Source organism: [Acidovorax] ebreus TPSY (genome assembly GCF_000022305.1).
Classification (GTDB): Bacteria; Pseudomonadota; Gammaproteobacteria; order Burkholderiales; family Burkholderiaceae_C; genus Diaphorobacter; species Diaphorobacter nitroreducens.
The window spans coordinates 613,551-634,140 of the sequence record NC_011992.1 but is presented as its reverse complement, the minus strand read 5'-3'; the positions used below and the strand labels follow the sequence as shown (position 1 = coordinate 634,140).

The following is a 20,590-nucleotide window of genomic DNA, read 5'->3' as shown; positions in this document are numbered from 1 at the left end:
GCCCGCCGCCATTATCCCGCCGCCCATGCGCAGCCCCTCTGCGGCGCGGCTGCACCACCGCCTCTGATCGCTCCTAAAAAAATAGCTGCTAGCACCCGTCATTCGGGCGCTAGCAGCCAGTTTGATGCGATAGCCGGACGATCAGGCGCGGCAGACATCGCCCCGGGGGGCGGCGTGCTGCGGTGACGGTGCGCGCACCGCGGCGGCGCTGCGCCACTGGAACTGCAGCGGCTCGCGGCCCATCGGCTCGACCACGGCGTGCTGGCCGGAGGCCACGCACACGCTCTGGCCCGCGTGCAGCATGAGGTCCCCCGAATCCTCGCGCCAGCCATGGGGGCCGTCGCTCAAGGTCACCCAGGCCAGGCCGCTGACCACGCGCAGTTGCATCGGCGCGCGGGGGTGCAGGCTGCGCGCCGCGCCCTGGGGAATGGTGCACAGTTCCGGTCCGGCAACGCCGGCGGGAACGCTGGAGGCTTGCGAATGCAGAACTTGCGAGGTGGTCACGGTCATCTCCTGGTAAACCCTTTGAAGTGACGTCAGTGTGCGACTGCGACCCGGGCACCGTCCAATGAAAACGGAAGGCCTCATCGATTACGGAACGGCATCAATCACCGTATCACCCCATGCCCCGGGGGACGGCAACCGCTAGCGGTGCTCCCGCTGCCTGAGCAGCCTGCTGCGCGATCGATGAAAAAGCGCTAGCATTTTGATTCCTAATGGTCATCAATCTGCCATGAACTCCCCTCTCTTGCCCGCCAGCGCTCCTCCCATCGCGCATCTGCGCACCCGGCCCGTGGCCGTAGGCCATTGGCGCGCATTTCTGGCCGTGGCGCGGCATTTGAACTTCCGCGCCGCGGCCGAGGAACTGGCCCTGACCCAGTCGGCGGTGAGCCGCCAGATCCAGGCGCTGGAGGACGAAGTGGGCGTGCCCCTGTTTCTGCGCCACACACGCGCCGTGGAGCTCACCAGCGCCGGCGGCCAGCTGCAGCGCGCCGTGGCGCCCGCGCTGGAGCGCATGGACGCGGCCGTGCGCCTGGTGCGCCAGACGGCGGGGCGCAAGAGCGTGGCCATCACCACCTGGGCCAGCTTCGCGTCCATGTGGCTGATCCCGCGCATGGAGGAATTCCAGCGCGACAACCCCGACATCGACATCCGCATCGACGCAACCGACACCATCGTGGACCTGGAGACGGCCGACGTGGACCTGGCCCTGCGCTCCAGCGTGCCCGGCACGCAGGCTGCGGGCGCGCAGCGGCTGTTTGGCGAGCAACTGGCGGTGGTCGCCAGCCCCTGGCTCCTCAACAGCATGCCGCCCATCCGCACGCCGGCCGACGTGGCGCAGTTCACGCTCATCGAAGCAGGCGACGCGCACCGCATGCCCTATTTCGAGTGGATCACCTGGCGGCGCTGGTTCGAACTGCACGCCCTGGGGCGGCTGCAGCCCAAGCGCTGGCTGTACTTCAACTACGCGCAGCAGATCGTGCAGGCCGCGCTGGCCGGACAGGGTCTGGCGCTGGCGCGCATGCCGCTGATCGCGGAAAGCCTCGCCTCGGGCGACCTGCAGGAGGTGCTGCCGGGCCACCGGCTGGACTCTCCGCTGGTGTACTGGCTGGTCGTTGGCCCGCGCAGCGGCCAGCGCCCCGAAATCCAGGCATTCAGCGCCTGGCTGCTGCTGCAGGCCGAAGCCACGCGCCAAGCCGTCGGCGAAGTGCCGGACACGGACCTGATCGACGACATCTCCTGAGCGCGGCACGATCGCTCCTCTATTTATAGCGCTTAGCGCGCGATGGGCGGGCGCGCTTGGCTTTTTTTGCTCAGGAATGCGTGGCAAACCACTCACGCAGCCGGGTGCTTCGTCTGACGAAGATCAAGGCCCATGTAAATCCATGCGAATGGCATGGTCTTCCCCTATGGGTTGTCACGCAAAGGTCTGCGACCGTCGGCAGGCTATGCCCCGCCCCCGACAACACCAATAGACAAAAGAGAAGACCCTGTATGCCTTTCATGCCCTGGACCGCGGAACTGGAGCTTGGCCTGCCCGAAATCGACGACCAGCACCGTCAACTGGTCGCGCTGACCAACGCCCTGCACGATGAACTGAGCGCGGCGAGCCCGCGCCGCAGCGCCGTGGGCGAAATTTTGGAAGGCCTGGTGGACTACACGCACAACCACTTCATCGTGGAGGAGGTGCTGTTCCAGCAGCACGACTACGCCGAGACTCCCGCCCATAAGGCCGAGCATGACGGCTTCACGCGCAAGGCCATGGATCTGCTGACGCGCTTTGACGGCGGGCAGGAGGTCACGCTGGAGGCGCTGGAATTCCTCAAGCAATGGCTGGTGCACCACATCTGCAAGGTGGACCGCGCCTACCTGCCTTTCATGCGCGAGGCGCTGCAGGCGCAACGCACCGCCGCCCTGGCCTGAAAGGGCATGAAAAAAGCCACTGCGCGGAGTGGCTTGGCAAAGCGGGAACGCGGTCGCGCCCCGCCGGGCGTCAGGCCAAGGTGACGCGCGCGAACTTGCGCTTGCCGACCTGCACCACGTAGCTGCCCGCTTCCAGCTTCAGGCCCTTGTCGCTGACCACGACGCCGTCCACGCGCACGCCGCCGCCGTCGATGAGGCGGTTGGCCTCGCTGGTCGAGGGCGCAAGGTTGGCCTGCTTGAGCAGCGCACCGATGCCCAGGGGCGCGCCCGCCAGGCGGACTTCGGGAATGTCGTCGGGGATGCCGCCCTTGCTGCGGTTGACGAAATCCTGCTCGGCCGCGTCGGCCAGCGCGGCGCTGTGAAAGCGCGCGGTGATCTCCTTGGCCAGCATCACCTTGGCATCCTTGGGATTGCGGCCTGCCGCCACCTCGGCCTTGAGCGCAGCGATTTCGCCCAGGCTCTTGAACGACAGCAGCGTGTACCAGTCCCACATCAGGGTGTCCGAAATGGAGAGCACCTTGGCGAACATGGAGTTGGCGTCCTCCGTGATGCCGATGTAGTTGTTCTTGGACTTGGACATCTTGTCCACGCCATCCAGCCCCACCAGCAGCGGCATGGTGAGCACACACTGCGGCTCCTGCCCCCATTCTTGCTGCAGATGGCGTCCCATGAGCAGGTTGAACTTCTGATCAGTGCCGCCCAGCTCCAGGTCGCTCCTGAGCGCTACCGAGTCATAGCCCTGCAGTAGCGGGTAGAGGAACTCGTGCAGGCTGATGGAGCTGCCGTCGGTGAAGCGCTGGTGGAAATCGTTGCGCTCCATCATGCGTGCCACCGTGTACTTGGCCGACAGCTGAATCATGCCGCGCGCACCCAACTGGTCGCACCACTCGCTGTTGTAGCGGATCTCGGTGCGTGCAGGGTCCAGCACCTTGGCCGCCTGGGTGTAGTAGGTTTCGGCGTTGACCTTGATCTGCTCGGCCGTCAGCGGCGGGCGCGTGCTGTTGCGGCCCGATGGGTCGCCGATCAGCGTGGTGAAGTCGCCGATCAGGAAGATGACCTGGTGGCCCAGGTCCTGCAATTGGCGCATCTTGTTGAGCACCACCGTATGGCCCAGGTGGATGTCCGGCGCCGTGGGGTCCAGCCCGAGCTTGATGCGCAGCGGCTGGCCCGTGGCCTCCGAACGCGCAAGTTTCTGGGTCCATTCTTCTTGGGGCAGAAGCTCGTCGACCCCGCGCAGGGAGACTTCAAGCGCCCGTCCTACACCATCGGTCACCGGGAATGTTGTAACAGCAGATTGATTCATAAGGGTTTTTTGGGGTGCCGCCAGGGCCCCAACGACTATACTTCCGGGCACTTTCCAGCCGTGGATTCTAGTGGGCCACCCGTACGCCCGGCGTTCGCTCCCTTCCACAGCACTACGACATTGACAGTGCCTCCCGCCCTTTAAGACCCCTGGCCCGGGGCCTGGAAGCACACAGACGCCTGGGGTAAGACTCTTGAACAACGGCTTGACGACCGCCTGCCTGGTATTGCTCAACCAACTGAAGCAGTCCGCTCAGAAACATCCAAAACGCATCACCGCCGCCGTGGCCACCCTGCTGCTCACCGGCGGCGGCGGTGCCTTCGCAGTGGCTTCGTTCGCGCCCGACCCGGCCGACCTGCCCGTGCGCACCGTCACCCAGGCCGTGCAGTCGCTGGCGGCAAACGAGCCGCTGTCGTCGCTGGTGGACATCCCGCAGTACGCGCTGTACCGCTCCGACGTCACCCGCAGCGCCGATACCGCCGAGAGCATCCTGCAGCGCCTGGGCGTGGCAGACCCCGCGGCTTCGGCCTTCCTGCGCAGTGACGCCAACGTGCGGCAGAACCTGCTGGGACGCACCGGCCGCTCTATGTCCGCCGAGACGACCGACGATCACCGCCTCACCCGCCTGACGGCGCGCTGGGCCCCCGACGACAGCGGGAGCTTCAAGCGCCTGGTGGTCGAGCGCCAGCAGGACGGCAGCTTCGCCTCGCGCATCGAGACGGCGCCGCTGACGGTGGGCAGCCGCCTGGCGGGCGGCATCATCCGCAGTTCGCTGTTTGCGGCAACGGATGCCGCCAACATTCCCGACGCCGTCGCCGTGCAGCTGGCAGAGGTGTTCTCCGGTGACATCGATTTCCGGCGCGCCCTGCGCAAGGAAGACCGCTTCTCGGTGGTGTATGAAACCCTGGAGGCAGATGGCGAGCCCCTGCGCAGCGGCCGCGTGCTGAGCGCCGAGTTCCACAATGGCGACAAGACCCACAGCGCCGTCTGGTTCCAGGAGCCGGGAGCCACCAAGGGCTCGTACTACACACTGGACGGCGAGAGCATGCGCCGCGCCTACCTGTCGTCGCCGGTCGAGTTCTCCCGCGTCTCCAGCGGCTTTGCGATGCGGTTCCACCCCATTCACAAGACCTGGCGCGCGCACCTGGGTACCGATTTCGCGGCGCCGACCGGTACTTCCGTACGCACGGTAGGCGACGGCGTGGTGGATTTCGCCGGCGTGCAGAACGGCTACGGCAACGTGGTGTACATCAAGCACCGCAACCAGCACGTCACCGTCTACGCGCACCTGAGCCGCATCGACGTGCGCAAGGGCGAAAGCGTAGAGCAGGGCCAGAAGATTGGCGCCGTGGGCTCCACCGGCTGGGCCACGGGCCCGCACCTGCACTTCGAATTCCGCGTCGCGGGCGAGCACAAGGACCCGATGGTTATTGCGCGCCAGAGCGAGGCAGCCCAGCCGGTCTCGGCCGCCGCACGTCCGGCATTCGACCGCCTGGCCGGCAACATGCGCGTGCAGCTGTCCTCCGCCGCACAGATCCTGCAAGCCAGCGCCGAGTAACGCCCTTCGCCCATGGATACGCCGCCACGGTGGTTCATCGGGCTGATGTCGGGCACGTCGCTGGACGGCGTGGATGGTGTGCTCGCGCATTTTTCAGGCCAAAAATGCGCTGTAGCCCAGCATGCATCAGCGCCACTAGCTCCTGATTTAAGAGCAGAACTCCTCGCTCTCAACAGCACCGGCCACGACGAACTGCACCGCGCGGCGCTCGCCGCGAATGCGCTGGCGCGTACCTATGCGAAGGTAGTCCACCGTCTGCTGGACCAAGCGGGCCTCACGGCGACCGCGGTGCAGGCCCTGGGCGCGCATGGGCAGACGGTGCGCCACCGGCCGCAGGCGTTCGATGGCACGGGCTACACGCTGCAACTCAACCAGCCCGCCTTGCTGGCCGAAATCACCGGCATTACCGTCGTGGCCGACTTCCGCAGCCGGGACGTGGCGGCGGGCGGCCAGGGCGCGCCGCTGGTGCCCGCCTTCCACCGCGGCGTGTTCGGCCAAGCCGGACGCACCGTGGCGGTGCTGAACCTGGGGGGCATTTCCAACCTGAGTATCCTGCGGGCCGACGGGACCACCGTGGGGTTTGACTGCGGCCCGGCCAACGCCCTTATGGATCACTGGTGCGAGCGGCATACGGGGCAGCCCTACGACCACGAAGGCGCCTGGGCACGCAGCGGCCATGTCCTGCCCGCCCTGCTGGAGGCGATGCTGGACGAGCCATTCCTCGCCCTTGCGCCCCCCAAGAGCACAGGGCGTGACCTGTTCCATCCGCAATGGCTGGCCACACGCCTTGCGGCCAGCGCCGTGGGCACCGCGCCCCAGGATGTCCAGGCCACCCTTGCTGAGTACACGGCCCTTACGTGCGTCCAGGCGCTGTCACGGCACGCACGGGACTGCGGGCTGTTGATCGTCTGCGGCGGCGGGGCACTGAACCGCTATCTGATGGAGCGCCTACAGCAATTGGCGCCGACGGTTCGCGTCGAAAGCTCGGATCACCACGGGCTGCCTCCCCTGCAGGTCGAAGCGGCTGCCTTCGCGTGGCTGGCGCATCAATGCGTCAACGGCCAGACAGCCAGCTTGCCCGCGGTCACGGGCGCCCGCGGGGAGCGCATCCTCGGCGCCATCTACCCCGCCTGAGCAACCTGCCACGCAGCCATAAAAAAGCCGCCCGTAGGCGGCGGATTCTCATGGGCTGTGCGTCAGTGGTCTTCCACGGAGAAGCTGGAGCCGCAGCCGCATGTCGAAGCGGCATTCGGGTTCTTGATGACGAACTGCGCACCCTGCAGGTCTTCCTTGTAGTCGATCTCTGCACCCACCAAGTATTGGTAGCTCATGGCATCGATGAGCAGTGACACACCGTTCTTGGTCATGGTGGTGTCGTCTTCGTTCGTGATTTCATCAAATGTGAAACCATACTGGAAGCCCGAGCATCCCCCGCCCTGCACGAAGACCCGCAGCTTGAGGTCAGGATTGCCTTCTTCGGCAATCAGCTCGGCCACCTTGGCGGCGGCGCTGTCGGTGAAAAGGATGGGGGCGGGCATCTCGGTCGTGGTGTTCTCGGCAACGGCGCTCATGAAGGGCTCCTTGGGTCAGTCTTTGTTTCGATGGTAAGGCATAGCCCCCCAGCGCTCCGTTCACTGTGCGTTTGACGCCAGTTTCAGTGTGGGCTTTTCTTCCAGCAGCAGCGGCGCGGCCGGGCAGAGCTGCCCGGCAATCACCGCGCCCTGGTGCATTTCAAGGGCCTTGTAATGCACGTTACCGGTGATCCGCGCCTTGGGCTGAACCTCCAGCAGCTCCGTGGCATGTACGGGCCCCTCCACCGTTCCGTTGACGATGACATGGGCGGCATGCACCGCACCTTCCACCTTTGCCGATTCGGACACCACCACAATGCTGGGTTCAGCCGAAGACCGCAGGTCGCCGATCACTTCGCCATCCACCCGCAATCCGTCCGCGAACAGCACATCGCCCTGCACGCGCGTTCCTTGCGCAATCAGGCTCTTGATCGGGGGTGGCTTCTTGCGCGAAAACATGTGGTATTCCCTCGGGGTGTAGTAGTCATTGCCATGCGGGTCCGCAGCCGGGCCCTATGGCTCCAGTGAAAAAGTCTGGGCGGCGCGCAACGAGGTTCCATCCATCAAGCGCGCGGTCACGGTTTTTACCATGGCGCCCGGCGGCAGGGCCGCCACGCCCTGAACCCGCCGGTACTGCCGGAACTGAAGCGGCTGGATGACCGCTGGAGACGTGGAGGACCACTCCGCCCCGTTCAGCGTGCCCGCCAGCAGCAGTTCCAGCCGGCCCTTGAATTCCGGCGCATTGCGCATGGGCTGCATGGCCAGCACCTGCCAGCGCAACTGCCCACCTCCCTCCAAAGTCTCGGCGTGCAGCCCGCGGATGGTCAGGTTGCCAGGCTTGCCGGTGGGGGTCAGCTTCTCGAAGAAGCCCAGGTCCTCCCGCAGGCTACGGTTGTCGGCTTCGAGTTGCCGCAGTTGCTCCAGCAGGCGATCCATGGCCGCCTGCTCGGCTATGCGCAGGCTGCCCGCGGCTTCCTGCTTTTCGTGCTGGAGACGGTTGTGCTCGCGCAACTGCGACACCTCTGCACGAAGGCGCTGCAATTCCTCCCGGCTGCCCGCGTCCAGCCCGGCGATCCGTTTGCCCAGGTCGAAGGCCCACAGCGTCATGGCCGCGCACAGGCCCAGGACGATGGCCACGGCCGCCCAGCGCAGCGGCCACGGAAGCGCGCTGCGCACGGTGACGCGCGGAGCGGAGATCGTGAGGCGGCGGCGCAGCAGTCGGTAACGCATGGGCAGTGCACGTTTCTTTCAGTGGGATGGTCGCCGCCCGCGGCAACGCCCAAAAACAAAAAACCGCCCCGAAGGGCGGTTTCTGCAGTCTGCAGCACGCCGAGGGGCGCTGCAGCATAACGCAAGGCAGTGGCCGAGGCTTAGCGCTTCGAGAACTGCTTGGCGCGGCGTGCGGAGTGCAGGCCGACCTTCTTACGTTCAACTTCACGGGCATCACGCGTCACGAAGCCGGCTTGGCTCAGTGCGGGCTTCAGCGTCGCGTCGTAGTCGATCAGAGCGCGGGTGATGCCGTGGCGGGCAGCGCCAGCCTGGCCGGATTCACCACCGCCGTGCACGTTGATCTGGATGTCGAAGGTTTCGACATGGTTGGTCAACGCCAGGGGTTGCTTGGCAATCATGATCGAGGTTTCGCGGCCGAAGTACTGTTGAATGTCTTTGCCATTCACAGTGATCTTGCCGGAACCCTTCTTCAGAAACACGCGGGCGACGCTGGACTTGCGACGGCCGGTGCCATTGTTCCATTCACCAATCATTCAAGGCTCCTTAGATTTCCAGCGCTTTAGGCTGCTGAGCGGTGTGCGGATGTTCCGCGCCGCCGTACACCTTGAGCTTCTTGATCATGGCGTAGCCGAGCGGGCCCTTGGGCAGCATGCCCTTGACGGCCTTTTCCAGCGCGCGGCCGGGGTGCTTGGCTTGCAGATCGCGGAAGTTCGTGGCCGTGATGCCGCCGGGATAACCCGAATGGCGGTAGTACACCTTGTCCAGGGACTTGGTGCCGGTGACCTTGAGCTTGGAGGCGTTGATGATGACGATGTAGTCGCCGGTATCAACGTGAGGCGTGTAAATGGCTTTGTGTTTGCCGCGCAGACGGAGGGCAACTTCGCTGGCTACCCGGCCGAGCACCTTGTCGGTGGCGTCAATCACAAACCACTCGTGCACGACCTCAGCGGGCTTTGCGCTGAATGTGGACATGAGTTTCTCTTTTCTAGAGGTGGTTTGGCGGTCCTTTTCCACGGTCGGTGCTTTTCTGATGAAAGCCTCTTAGGTGGGATGTCGCGCTTCGCCGCGGGACCTAAAAATCGCTGCGAAGCCGGCCATTATACAAAATCGACCGCTGCGCAGTGCTCTACTGCGAGTAAAGCTGTCGCCTGCGCTCCTCGGCTTCCTGCCGGCGGCGGTTTTCCACGCAAACGGGATGGTTGGCCAGCCCCGGCTTCTGGCATTGCTCGTGAATGCACAAGGGGCGTGCAAAGAAACTGGATGCCTCGCAGGCCTCGTCAGGCCCGGGCACCCTTGCGGGCACCGCAGGGCGTGACGGCGCAGGGGGAGGCGGCGCTGGCTCCGGAGCCGGAACCACAGGGGCGGGCGCTGGGGCAGGCGCGGTCGCCTCGGCAGCCTTGCGCACAAGCCGGGGTTTGGAAACGACCGCAGGCCGGGCCTCAGCCACCGACGCAGCCTCTTGCTGCACTGCCATTGGCGCCGACGCGGGGTCCGCCGCCTCATGCGACACCATCACCACCTCTGCCGGCTCCGGTGCTGGCGCTGGTGACGCAAGTTCCGTGATGATCTCGTTTTCGGGTGTATACCGCGGCGCGTTCTCCCGGCCTCCCCACCACGGACTGCTGGCGATGACCAGCAGCGCCAGAGAGGCAGCCATACCCCACACCAGCCGCGCCCGTCCGCCATGGCCTGCTGTGGCAACACGGGGGGCTGATGCATGGCGTGCAGCCTTCTGGGGGCGGGGTGTGCGCGCGTGCGTCGGGTGGCGTGAACCGGTCGGCGCGTCATGTTGCGGCATCTCGCGCGTATCTGCGAAGGCCTGCGTGTCGCCCGCATCGGCAACGGTTTCCGCAAACACGGTCGCAGGCTCCACGGGTGACACCATGAGGTCTGAAGGCGCGCTAGCCGGCGCCGCCACAACGGTGGCGGTCTGCGGCCGGGAATCCTGCGGCTGCGACATCGCCGTGAGGTCGATCATCGGGACTGCCACGCCCTGCGCATCCTTGCTCGAGGGCTCCACCCAGATGGAGCCCAGTTCGGCACGGAAGTCGAACCCGTCCAGTCCCGCGGGCGCCGCCGTCATGCCCATCGTCTGCAGGAACGCGTCGATCGATTGCGGACGGTCTTGCGGCTGCAGCGCCAGGCATTGCGACACCGCATCGACGAACGGACGCGAGTATTCCACGCCGAACTGCTTGCGCACCGTGCGTGCTACGCGGGAGAACGACACCATGCGGTCACGTATGGCACGCAGAGTAGCGGGCAGCGGCGTGTCGTTGCACAGGCAGCCATGCACGACGGCGCCCAGCGAATACAGGTCGCTCCACGGCCCTTGGTGCAGGTGCGATGCCGCGTCCGTGTACTGCTCTATGGGCGCGTAGTTGACTTTGAGCACGGCCGTGTGCTTCTGGTCCCGGTCGCTGATCGCATGCCGCGCGGCGCCGAGGTCCAGCAGCACTGGTGGGCCATGGTCCTGCAGGAAGATGTTGTCCGGCGAGATGTCGCGGTGCAGCGTCTGTCCTTCGTGCAGCACCCGCAACGCGCTGGTGACCGACCACAACACCTTGCGCAGCCATTCCTCGGGGGGCGGCGTGCGCATGTGCGCACGCGCCTGCTTGAGGGTCAAGCCGCTGTACAGGGGCATGACCATGTAGGCCGTGTGATTGGCTTCCCAGAACCGGAAGACCTTCACCAGCGAGGGATGGTCGAACTGCGCCAGCAGGCGCGCCTCGTCCACGAACGAGGCCAGGCCCGCCTGGAAAGACTGCTCGTCCGACGAGGAACGCACCCAGAGCGAATGCCCGTCCGCGCGGCCCGCCAAGGCGGCAGGCATGTATTCCTTGATCGCGACGAAACGCAGCAGGGAATGGTCGAACGCCTGGTACACCATGCCGAAGCCACCCACGCCCAGCAGCGCCACGATCTCGAACTCTCCCAACCGGGTGCCCGCCGGGAGGGCGTCGACGTGGTGCGCGACGCTGGCGGGCGTGAAGCGGGGGGGGAGCGAAGACATGGAGGGCGTTGCGGACAAGGGATGCGGATCAGCGAGGGCAGCGAAGTCTAACGAGGAAGCGGAGGAAGCGCCGCGGCACGCCGCAGCGGACGCCATGATGCGCCAGGCAGCCAGGCCGACGCGCAACAAAGCGCATCCTGTCTGCCAAAAACATCACTTCCCGTACCAGGCGGACCCGCATTGTGCCCGCGATGGCGCTGGTTACCATTGGGTGCATGTTCAGTTACCGCCACGCCTTCCACGCAGGCAACCACGCCGATGTGCTCAAGCACACGGTGCTCATTGCCACCTTGCAACACCTTCTACAGAAAGACGCGGCCCTGACCGTTCTGGACACCCACGCCGGCGCGGGCCTATACCGGCTGGACGGAGACTATGCCTCCACCAGCGCCGAATCCGCGGACGGCATCCTGCGCCTCGTGCCGCCAGCGGCTCCTCCCGCCCTGGCACCCGCGCTGCAGGACTACGTGGACATGGTGCGCGCCTTCAACCAGGGCGATGCCACGCGCGTCTACCCCGGCTCGCCCTTCATCACGCAGCGCCTCTTGCGCGCCCAGGACAAGCTCAAACTGTTCGAGCTGCACCCCACCGACGCCCGCTCCCTCGCAGGCAACATAGCCCAGCTTGAAGCAGGCAGGCAGGTGGCCGTGCTGCAGGAGGACGGTTTTGAGGGCGTCAAGAAGTTCATCCCCCCACCGGCCCGCCGCGCCCTTGTACTGTGCGATCCCAGCTATGAAATCAAGAGCGACTACCTGCGCGTGCAGGCGCTGCTGCAAGATGCGCTGAAGCGCTTTGCGACCGGCGTGTATGCCGTCTGGTACCCCATCATTCCGCGGGCGGAGGCGCACGATCTCCCGCGCCGGCTCAAGACGCTGGCCCAGAAGGCGGGCAAGCCCTGGCTGCATGCGACGCTGACCGTGAAATCCAGCAAACTGGCCTCCCCTGCAGCCGGCGAAGGCGCGCGCCGGCCCGGCCTGCCGGCCAGCGGCATGTTTGTGGTCAACCCTCCCTTCACGCTGCAGGGCGTGCTGCGCGAGGCGTTGCCGCAGATGGCGCAATTGCTGGCCCAGGACCGCAACGCGTCCCACACGCTGGAGGTGGGTTAAGCCCCCGGCCAGCGGCGCCCGCACGATCCCTGGGACGCCGTGGTTTAGCGCCGCCGGGCCCGGCTCTTGCGGGGAGTAGTGCGCGCTGCGCCCTGATTTGTGCGCGCTTGCGCGGCGCCCGCTGGAGCTACGGCCGGCGAGGCTGCGGGCGTGGACGACGGGTCCAGTTCTGGCAGATCTTCGGGGCAGCTGTCGTCGTCCGGCCCCATGTGCCAGATCTCCACGGGCTTGATGCCCAGGCCCACCATGCCCAGTTCCTGCGCCGCGGCCTGGCTCAGATCGATGACCCGGCCTGGCGCGAACGGTCCGCGATCATTGACGCGCACCACCACCACCTTGCCGTTGACCAGGCTGCGCACGCACACCCGCGCCCCGAAAGGCAGCGTGCGGTGCGCGGCGGTGAGTTCCCCACGGTCAAAACGCTCGCCGCTGGCCGTGCGCCGGCCATGCAGGCTGCCGCCGTACCAGGAGGCCAGCCCGCGCCCGAGCAGCACGCCGCTTTCTTCCTCGTCTTCGCGGCCGCGCTCGATGGCGGTATCGGCTTCACGCGGAGAAGACGGTGCCGAGCGCACCCTGCCCTCCTTGCGGGCCCGCGGCGGGGCCGATACGCCGGAGTCGGGTGGGCTGTCCGCCTGCGCGCCCGCCGGTCCCGGCAGCGCCTGCGTCGGGCCAGGTGCTACCACAGGGGGCGCATCGGCGGGTGGCGCCGCGCAACCCGCCAGCACGGCCGCCAACAGCACGCCGGCCAACCACCGTCCCATGCGGCCGGGCTGCAAAGGGTCAGAAGTCGCCGCAGCGGGTGATGACGTTGGTCTCAAAACGGCGCAGATCATTGCGTTCACCCGGTGTCAGGTCGGTGCGCGCTCTCTTGGCGGCCAGGATGCGTTTGGACTCCGCGCATTGCAGCGCCTTGCGGCTTTCCTGCTCCTCCTGCGCCAGTTGGGCTTGTTCCTCGCGCTCGCGCTCTGTGCGGCGCTGGCTGCGTGCCTCGCGGCGCTCGCGGTAGTAGCGCGAGGCGGCATCGCTCTCCTCGTCGCTGCAGTCACGCCGGTATTCGCGCTGCATGCCCGCGATGACGTCGTAGCTGGAGCCATTGGCCGATGCCCCGCGGATGCTGTTTTGCAGCGTGCGGCAGCGCCCGCTCATGTAGCTCTCGTATTCCGGCACCTCGCGCATCGCACTGCTGCGCCGGGACGGGGTGGGCGCGTAGCTGCGGGGCTCGACGCGTGGCTCCACCGGTCCCGCCGAGACGGCGGTGGTCACCATGCCCTTGGGGCACGGGCGCGCCAGGGTGTAGACGGCGCCCTGCTCGTCGCGGCAGGAATAGCGCGTCTGCGCCGACGCGGGCGATGCCATCGCAAGCGACAGCGTGGTGAACAGCAGGAAGGCAATGACGGGACTCATACCGCAAACGCGCAGGGGATAGGAGGAAGAGGACGGGAAAAAGCTGCCGATATTACCCATCCCCGCTGCTTCAGAGCCCCAGGCGGTCGCAGATTTCCAACGTGGCCGCGCTCTGGTTCATGGTGTAGAAGTGCAGGCCCGGCACGCCCTCGCGGCGCAGTTGCTCGCACAGGTGCGTGACGACATCCAGGCCGAAGGCGCGAATGCTCGCCACATCGTCACCATAGCCCTGCAGGCGCAGGCGGATCCAGCGCGGGATCTCGGCGCCGCAGGCGTCCGAAAAGCGCAGCAGCTGCGACGCGCCCATGATCGGCATGATGCCCGGCACCACGGGCACGTCCAGCCCCAGGCGGCGCACGTCCTGCACGAAGCGCAGGTAGGCGTCGGCATTGAAGAAGTACTGTGTGATGGCCGAGTCGGCGCCCGCGCGCACCTTGGTGGCAAAGGCCTGCAGGTCGGCATCCGACGAACGGGCCTGGGGATGGACCTCGGGGTAGGCCGCCACCTCGATGTGGAAGTCGCGCCCCGTCTCGGCGCGGATGAACGCCACCAGATCGCTCGCGTAATGGAACTCGCCCCCGATGCCGTAGCCACTGGGCAGGTCGCCGCGCAGCGCAACCAGGCGCTTCACGCCCATGGCTTTCAGCTCGGCGAGCTGCGCGCGCACGCCGTCCTTGGTGGCGCCGATGCACGAGAAGTGCGAGGCCGCGCTCACGCCCTCGGCGAGGATCTCGCGCACCGTGCCGAAGGTGCCCGCCTGCGTGGAGCCCCCCGCGCCGTAGGTGACGGAGCAGAACTCGGGCCGGCGGGCATACAGCTGCTGGCGCACGGCGCGCAGTTTGTCGGCGCCCTCGGGCGTCTTGGGCGGGAAGAATTCAAAGCTGACCGGAAAGGCCGTGGAAAGGCTCATGCCTTCCTCCTTGCATGGATGAAGAACTCGCGGTTGCCGTCGCCCCCCTCGATGGGGCTATCGATCCAGGCCACCACGTGCAGCCCCAGCTCCGTGCAGCAGTCACGGATGCGCTGCTCCACCTGCGGATACAGCTGCGCATCGCGCACGATGCCGCCCTTGCCCACTTGGCCGGGTTGCAACTCAAACTGCGGCTTGACCAGCATCAGCAGCTGGCCCTGCTCTTTCAACAGCGGCACCAGCGCAGGCAGCACCAGCGTGAGCGAGATGAAGGACAGGTCGCCGGTGACGAGATCGAACGCTGGCGTGATGTCCACGTCCTCGCACCCGGGGCGGCGGCGGCGCTGCACGGGCAATGAGCCATCGGCGCGTGCCTTGGCCTTGGCGGCGCGCTCAGCCTTGAAGCTCTCGATCTCATGCTCCTTGGCGTCGTCGCTGTCGTCGTACTCATCGTCCACCATGCCGCCGTTGCGCATCCAGGCGTAGGGGGCCTGGGGCTGGGTGTCGTTGTCTTCCACGTCCTCGATGACTTCGGACAGCGCCACGTCGCAGGCGTCCTGCAACGCCTCGGGCGTGAGGGCACGGGCATTCACGCCTTCCACGCAGACCACCCGCGGGTCGGCGCGCAGCCGCTCGTGCAACTGGCCGTGGCCCACGTCCACGCCAATCACCTGGGCAGCGCCATGTGCCAGCAGGCAGTCGGTGAAACCGCCGGTGCTCTGCCCCACGTCCAGGCAGCGCAGGCCAGCCACTTGCAGGCCCGTGGCCGCCAGCGCACCTTCAAGCTTGAGGCCGCCGCGCGAGAGGTACTTGGCCTCCGCAGCGTCCAGCAGCTGCACCTCGACCCCCGCGGGAATGTCGTCGCCGTTCTTGGCCACCTTCTGCCACGGCAGCGTGGGCGCCAGGCGCCACTGCACGCCGGCGGCAATCAACCGCTGGGCCTGCGACCGGGTGGCCGCGTAGCCGCCTTCCACCAGAAATACGTCCGCGCGCATCGCGCTTTCCTCTCATATCGATAGCTGGCAGCGCTTGCAGTGAGCCATTTTCAGCAATATTTCATACTGAAAACGGCTACTGGCAAGCGCAAGCAGCTATGCTTTTTGACAATCAATAGCGGTAGGTGTCGGGCTTGTAGGGGCCCTGCTTCGGCACGCCGATGTAGGCGGCCTGCTCGTCGCTCAGCTCGGTCAGCATGGCGCCGACCTTCTTCAGGTGCAGGCGCGCCACCTTCTCGTCGAGGTGCTTGGGCAGCACGTAGACCTTGCCCACGTCGTAGCCCTCGGGGTGGGTGAACAGCTCGATCTGCGCGATGGTCTGGTTGGCGAACGAGTTGGACATCACAAAGCTGGGGTGGCCCGTGCCGCAGCCCAGGTTCACCAGGCGGCCCTTGGCCAGCAGGATGATGCGCTTGCCGTCCGGGAAGATCACATGGTCCACCTGCGGCTTGATCTCTTCCCACTGGCAATGCTCTTCGAGCTTGGCGACCTGGATTTCGTTGTCGAAGTGGCCGATGTTGCAGACGATGGCCTGGTCCTTCATGGCCTTCATGTGCTCGAAGGTGATGACGTCGCGGTTGCCGGTGGTGGTGACGAAGATGTCGGCCTTGTCGGCCGCCCACTCCATGGTCACGACCTTGAAGCCTTCCATGGCGGCCTGCAGGGCGTTGATGGGGTCGATCTCGGTCACCCACACCTGGGCGCTGAGGGCGCGCAGTGCCTGGGCCGAGCCCTTGCCCACGTCGCCGTAGCCGCAGACCACGGCCACCTTGCCGGCAATCATCACGTCGGTGGCGCGCTTGATGCCGTCCACCAGCGATTCGCGGCAGCCGTACAGGTTGTCGAACTTGGACTTGGTGACCGAGTCGTTCACGTTGATGGCGCGGAACATCAGCGTGCCCTTGGCCGACATTTCCTTGAGGCGGTGCACGCCCGTGGTGGTCTCTTCGGTCACGCCGATGATCTGGGCGCTCTTGCGGCTGTACCAGGTGCTGTCCTCGGCCAGCTTGGCCTTGATGGCGGCGAACAGGATGCGCTCTTCCTCGCTGCCGGGGTTGGCCAGCACGGAAGCGTCCTTCTCGGCGCGCTTGCCCAGGTGCATCAGCAGCGTGGCGTCGCCGCCGTCGTCCAGGATCATGTTCGGGCCTTCGCCCTCGCTGCCCTTGGGGCCGAAGTCGAAGATGCGGTGGGTGTAGTCCCAGTAGTCCACCAGGGTCTCGCCCTTGATGGCGAACACCGGCGTGCCGGTGGCGGCAATCGCGGCGGCGGCGTGGTCCTGGGTGGAGAAGATGTTGCACGAGGCCCAGCGCACGTCGGCGCCCAGGGCCTTGAGCGTCTCGATCAGCACGGCCGTCTGGATGGTCATGTGCAGCGAGCCGGTGATGCGCGCGCCCTTCAGGGGCTGCTTGGCGGCGAATTCCTCGCGGATGGCCATCAGGCCGGGCATCTCGGTCTCGGCGATGCGGATTTCCTTGCGGCCCCACTCGGCCAGAGAGATATCGGCAATCGCTGAGTCGGCTGGGGACTTGAGAACAGCGCTCATGGTGGTTTCCTTGATGGGTATCTGAAAAAACCGCGCCTGGGGGATGGGACTCACCGCACCGCAAGGCGTGGGTGAGCGTCGTTGCTGGGTATGACTTCCGAGCCTCGCGCCCCGCCGTGCTGGGGACGCTGCAACGCTCCTCGGAAAGTGCAAGATTATACCGGCGCCCCCGCACCACGCGCTGCGCCGTAGAATCCCCGCCCAATGCCAGGGCGCTCCCGCAGGGTGCGCCCGCCTCTTCTCGCACCGGCCGCAGCGCACCGCGCGGCCCTCACCCAGAATCACTGTGTCGTACGCCCCAGAAACCCGGCGCCGCCGGACTTTTGCCATCATCTCCCACCCCGACGCCGGCAAGACCACGCTGACGGAAAAGCTGCTGCTGTTCTCCGGCGCCATCCAGATCGCCGGCGCCGTGAAGGGCCGCAAGGCCAGCCGCCACGCCACCTCCGACTGGATGGAAATCGAGAAGCAGCGCGGCATCTCGGTGGCGTCGAGCGTGATGCAGATGAGCTACCGCGACCATGTCATCAACCTGCTGGACACACCGGGCCACAAGGACTTCTCGGAAGACACCTACCGTGTGCTCACCGCAGTGGACTCGGCCCTGATGGTGATCGACGCGGCCAACGGCGTGGAGGCGCAGACGCGCCGCCTGATCGAGGTCTGCCGCCAGCGCGACACGCCCATCATCACCTTCGTCAACAAGATGGACCGCGAGGTGCGCGACCCGCTCGACATCCTCGACGAGGTCGAGCGCGAGCTGGGCATGCCCTGCTGCCCCATCACCTGGCCCGTGGGCCAGGGCAAGAGCTTCGGCGGCATCATCAACCTGCGCACGCAAAGCATGACGGTCTTCCAGCCCGGCAGCGAAAAGCGCCCGCAGGACTTCGAGGTCATTCCGCTGGCCGATGCCGACAAGCTGCGCGCGCGCTTCGGTCAGGCCTTTGACGACGCACTGGAAAGCATGGAGCTGGCGCAAGGTGCCTCGGCGCCCTGGGACCATGAAGCCTTCCTGGCTGGCAAGCTCACACCGGTGTTCTTCGGCTCGGGCGTGAACAACTTCGGTGTGATGGAAGTGCTGGATGCGGTGGTGGACATGTCGCCCCCGCCCGGCCCGCGCAAGAGCTCGCTCGTCGTCAACAAGCAGACCGTCGAGAAGACCATCCTGCCCGAAGACAAAGGCTTTTCGGGCGTGGTGTTCAAGGTGCAGGCCAACATGGACGCCAACCACCGCGACCGCATCGCCTTCGTGCGCGTGGCCAGCGGCAAGTACACGCCCGGCATGAAGCTCAAGGTCCAGCGCACCGCCAAGGAACTGCGCCCCACCAGCGTGGTCACCTTCATGAGCCAGCGCCGCGAGGCGGTGGAAGAGGCCTACGCCGGCGACATCATCGGCTTCACCACGCACGGCGGCGTGCAGTTAGGCGACACCATCACCGACGGTGCCAACCTGCAGTTCACCGGCCTGCCGTTCTTCGCACCCGAGATGTTCATGACCGTGGTGCTGAAGAACCCGCTGCGCACCAAGCAACTGCAGCAGGGCCTGATGCAGCTGGGCGAGGAAGGCGCCATCCAGGTCTTCAAGCCCGAAGCCGGCGGCAACATGCTGCTGGGGGCCGTGGGCCAGCTGCAGTTCGAAGTGGTGCAACACCGTCTGAACACCGAATACGACTGCGACATCCGTCTGGAAGCCTGCCAGTACACGGGAGCCCGCTGGATCACTGCCGACACGCCGGCCGAACTGCGCGAGTTCGAGAACGCCTACCCCATGCGCATGGCGCGCGATGCGGCGGACACGCTGGCCTACCTGTGCACGAGCCCATATGACGTACGGCTGGCGCAGGAGCGGTTCCCGAAGATTCACTTCCATCCGCTGCGGGAGCATGCGGGGTTGGCGTTGCAGAACAGTTGACGCGACCCCCATCCGCCATGCTCCCTCTTGCCTCATGGGACGAGTTGGCGCGCACGTGCATCACCGGCGTGCTCACCGACATCGACGACACCCTGACCACCGATGGCGCCATCACCGCCGATGCCCTGCAGGCGCTGGCCGACCTGAAAGCCTCAGGGCTGCACGTCATTCCGATCACGGGCCGGCCGGTGGGCTGGAGCGAGCCTTTTGCCGCTGCCTGGCCGGTGGACAGCATCGTTGCTGAGAACGGTGCGGTGGCGCTGCTGCGGGCGCCCCGAAATTTTGCCCCAAATGGCCTACAGTCCCCGTGCGATAAGCGCGAGCAGCTATTAAAGTTGTATCAACAGGACGCCGCCACGCGCGCCTCCAACTTCGCGCGCATGCAACAGGTGCTGGCCGAGATTGAAGCCGCCGTGCCCGGCGCCCGGCGCGCCACCGACTCGCCCGGGCGCGAGACGGACATCGCCATCGACCACAGTGAATTCACGCACCTGCCCCAGGCGGCCATCGATCAGGCGGTTGCCCTGATGCATGCCGCGGGCATGAACGCCACCGTGAGCAGCATCCACATCAACGGCTGGTTCGGCGCGCACAACAAGCTGGAGGGTGCGCGATGGATCGTGCGCGAGCTGTTCGGGCGCGATCTGGACGCCGCGCTGGAGCGCTGGGTCTACATCGGTGACTCCACCAATGACCAACTCATGTTTGCGCACTTCCCGCACAGCGTGGGTGTGGCCAATATTGCGCGTTTCGTGCCCCAACTGCAGCATCTGCCGCGCTATGTGACGCAGGGCGAGCGCGGGGCAGGGTTTGCAGAACTTGCGCAATCCTTGCTCGCCATCAACGATCGCTGACATCGACCGTCCAGGTGCGCGTTGCACTACCAAAACACCACCGGGGCTTCACAACTCGCCTTCTAAAATGACCCTTTTCACAAAAAGGGTTACACCATGGCAAGGCGCATTCCCGCAATGCTGGCGCTGGCGTTGTTCGCCGGGCTGGCGTGGCAAACCGCGGCGATGGCCCAGGCCGGCCGCAGCAAGGTGGACATCGACACGCGCTTGCAGCAAGCCATGGCGGACCCCAAGCTGGCCGACGAACTCTACAAGGTGGGCCGCAAGGTCTCGGCGGTGTGCGCCAACTGCCATGGGGACGGTGGCAACAGCACCAAGCCTTCGGTTCCCAACCTCGCGGGCCAGAACCCGGCCTATCTGTTGGAGCAGGTGCGGCAGTTCGCAGACGGGCGCCGCCGCTACGAGTTCATGGAAGGCATGATCCGTGCGATGAACAGCGACGAGAAGATCGGCATGGTGCTCTTCTACGCCGCGCAGCCCGTCACTCCCAAACCCGTGGCGGACGCAGCGCTGCAGGCCAAGGGGCAGGAGATCTTCGGCAAGAACTGTTTTCGCTGCCATGGCGACATGGGCCGGGGCAACGACCAGATCGCACGCATTGCCGGCCAGCAGACCGACTACCTGCGCAGCACTCTCAAGCGTTACCGCGACGGCCCAAACACGCGCGCCAATTCGATCATGACGCCCAACACCAAGCTCCTCACGGACGCCGACATCGAGTCGCTGGTGGCGTACGTCTCGTCGATGCAGTGAAGCACTGCCCGCTC

21 protein-coding genes and 1 riboswitch are annotated in these 20,590 nt (G+C 66.3%); of the genes, 8 read left to right on the top strand and 13 right to left on the bottom strand.

The genetic code is table 11. From position 1 onward, the window contains the following. Positions 1–141: 141 nt before the first annotated feature. Entirely contained in the window at positions 142–510 is a 369-nt protein-coding gene (locus tag DTPSY_RS03040; RefSeq protein ID WP_238526565.1) for a DUF2917 domain-containing protein, read from the bottom strand. Positions 511–733: 223 nt separating this feature from the next. On the opposite strand from DTPSY_RS03040, the gene DTPSY_RS03035 reads away from it, so the two are divergent. Together DTPSY_RS03035 and DTPSY_RS03030 are read left to right on the top strand one after the other, a co-directional pair. Beyond that, on the top strand, positions 734–1,744 hold the full coding sequence (locus tag DTPSY_RS03035; RefSeq protein ID WP_012655625.1) for a LysR substrate-binding domain-containing protein: 1,011 nt from the start codon (positions 734–736) through the stop codon (positions 1,742–1,744). Positions 1,745–2,004: 260 nt separating this feature from the next. Beyond that, complete coding sequence (locus DTPSY_RS03030; RefSeq protein WP_238526564.1) at positions 2,005–2,424, top strand: bacteriohemerythrin; 420 nt, start codon at positions 2,005–2,007, stop codon at positions 2,422–2,424. Between the two features lie 70 nt (positions 2,425–2,494). On the opposite strand, the gene tyrS is transcribed toward DTPSY_RS03030, so the two are convergent. Beyond that, positions 2,495–3,727: a tyrosine--tRNA ligase gene (tyrS, locus tag DTPSY_RS03025; RefSeq protein WP_012655623.1), complete on the bottom strand. Its 1,233-nt coding sequence runs from the start codon at positions 3,725–3,727 to the stop codon at positions 2,495–2,497. Positions 3,728–3,920: 193 nt separating this feature from the next. Between tyrS and DTPSY_RS03020 the strand changes: the two genes are divergently transcribed. Continuing rightward, complete coding sequence (locus DTPSY_RS03020) at positions 3,921–5,285, top strand: M23 family metallopeptidase (RefSeq protein WP_012655622.1); 1,365 nt, start codon at positions 3,921–3,923, stop codon at positions 5,283–5,285. A 12-nt stretch (positions 5,286–5,297) separates the two neighbouring features. Further along, complete coding sequence (locus tag DTPSY_RS03015) at positions 5,298–6,419, top strand: anhydro-N-acetylmuramic acid kinase (RefSeq protein WP_012655621.1); 1,122 nt, start codon at positions 5,298–5,300, stop codon at positions 6,417–6,419. 62 nt (positions 6,420–6,481) lie between these two features. Here the strand turns inward: DTPSY_RS03015 and erpA are convergent, their stop codons facing one another. From erpA to DTPSY_RS02985, 6 genes are all read right to left on the bottom strand, one after another. After that, positions 6,482–6,856 carry an iron-sulfur cluster insertion protein ErpA gene (erpA, locus tag DTPSY_RS03010; RefSeq protein WP_011804082.1) on the bottom strand — a complete coding sequence of 125 codons (375 nt, stop codon included), beginning with the start codon at positions 6,854–6,856 and terminating at the stop codon, positions 6,482–6,484. A 60-nt stretch (positions 6,857–6,916) separates the two neighbouring features. Further along, positions 6,917–7,315, bottom strand: coding sequence for a bactofilin family protein (locus tag DTPSY_RS03005; RefSeq protein ID WP_011804081.1), 399 nt, complete (start codon positions 7,313–7,315; stop codon positions 6,917–6,919). 54 nt (positions 7,316–7,369) lie between these two features. Next, positions 7,370–8,086, bottom strand: a complete 717-nt coding sequence (locus tag DTPSY_RS03000) for a DUF6776 family protein (protein WP_012655620.1) — start codon at positions 8,084–8,086, stop codon at positions 7,370–7,372. A 140-nt stretch (positions 8,087–8,226) separates the two neighbouring features. Then, a complete protein-coding gene (gene rpsI, locus DTPSY_RS02995; RefSeq protein ID WP_011804080.1) occupies positions 8,227–8,619 on the bottom strand; it encodes a 30S ribosomal protein S9 in 393 nt (130 codons plus the stop codon). Positions 8,620–8,629: 10 nt separating this feature from the next. After that, a complete protein-coding gene (rplM, locus tag DTPSY_RS02990) occupies positions 8,630–9,058 on the bottom strand; it encodes a 50S ribosomal protein L13 (protein ID WP_011804079.1) in 429 nt (142 codons plus the stop codon). A gap of 154 nt (positions 9,059–9,212) precedes the next feature. Beyond that, positions 9,213–11,099, bottom strand: a complete 1,887-nt coding sequence (locus DTPSY_RS02985; protein WP_012655619.1) for a serine/threonine protein kinase — start codon at positions 11,097–11,099, stop codon at positions 9,213–9,215. Between the two features lie 215 nt (positions 11,100–11,314). Between DTPSY_RS02985 and DTPSY_RS02980 the strand changes: the two genes are divergently transcribed. Then, entirely contained in the window at positions 11,315–12,205 is an 891-nt protein-coding gene (locus DTPSY_RS02980; RefSeq protein ID WP_012655618.1) for a 23S rRNA (adenine(2030)-N(6))-methyltransferase RlmJ, read from the top strand. Positions 12,206–12,249: 44 nt separating this feature from the next. Here DTPSY_RS02980 and DTPSY_RS18625 read toward each other — a convergent pair whose 3' ends face one another. The 5 genes from DTPSY_RS18625 to ahcY all read right to left on the bottom strand — a co-directional run bounded on the left by DTPSY_RS18625 (position 12,250) and on the right by ahcY (position 17,057). Continuing rightward, positions 12,250–12,966, bottom strand: a complete 717-nt coding sequence (locus tag DTPSY_RS18625; protein ID WP_012655617.1) for a septal ring lytic transglycosylase RlpA family protein — start codon at positions 12,964–12,966, stop codon at positions 12,250–12,252. A 19-nt stretch (positions 12,967–12,985) separates the two neighbouring features. Then, the gene (locus DTPSY_RS02970) at positions 12,986–13,609 is read right to left on the bottom strand and encodes a DUF4124 domain-containing protein (protein ID WP_231403454.1); all 624 of its coding nucleotides are present in this window, start codon (positions 13,607–13,609) and stop codon (positions 12,986–12,988) included. Between the two features lie 70 nt (positions 13,610–13,679). Further along, complete coding sequence (metF, locus tag DTPSY_RS02965; protein WP_012655616.1) at positions 13,680–14,519, bottom strand: methylenetetrahydrofolate reductase [NAD(P)H]; 840 nt, start codon at positions 14,517–14,519, stop codon at positions 13,680–13,682. Continuing rightward, entirely contained in the window at positions 14,516–15,514 is a 999-nt protein-coding gene (locus DTPSY_RS02960; RefSeq protein ID WP_012655615.1) for a TlyA family RNA methyltransferase, read from the bottom strand. Before DTPSY_RS02960 ends, metF begins: the two co-directional genes overlap by 4 nt. Positions 15,515–15,626: 112 nt before the next feature. Continuing rightward, entirely contained in the window at positions 15,627–17,057 is a 1,431-nt protein-coding gene (ahcY, locus tag DTPSY_RS02955; RefSeq protein ID WP_012655614.1) for an adenosylhomocysteinase, read from the bottom strand. A gap of 66 nt (positions 17,058–17,123) precedes the next feature. Continuing rightward, positions 17,124–17,205: riboswitch (S-adenosyl-L-homocysteine riboswitch) on the bottom strand. Between the two features lie 138 nt (positions 17,206–17,343). Here ahcY and DTPSY_RS02950 point away from each other — a divergent pair. The 3 genes from DTPSY_RS02950 (at position 17,344) to DTPSY_RS02940 (ending at position 20,576) form a co-directional block, all read left to right on the top strand. Further along, the gene (locus DTPSY_RS02950) at positions 17,344–18,969 is read left to right on the top strand and encodes a peptide chain release factor 3 (protein WP_012655613.1); all 1,626 of its coding nucleotides are present in this window, start codon (positions 17,344–17,346) and stop codon (positions 18,967–18,969) included. Between the two features lie 17 nt (positions 18,970–18,986). After that, positions 18,987–19,823: an HAD-IIB family hydrolase gene (locus DTPSY_RS02945; protein ID WP_012655612.1), complete on the top strand. Its 837-nt coding sequence runs from the start codon at positions 18,987–18,989 to the stop codon at positions 19,821–19,823. Positions 19,824–19,919: 96 nt separating this feature from the next. Beyond that, a complete protein-coding gene (locus DTPSY_RS02940) occupies positions 19,920–20,576 on the top strand; it encodes a c-type cytochrome (RefSeq protein ID WP_012655611.1) in 657 nt (218 codons plus the stop codon). Positions 20,577–20,590: the final 14 nt, after the last annotated feature.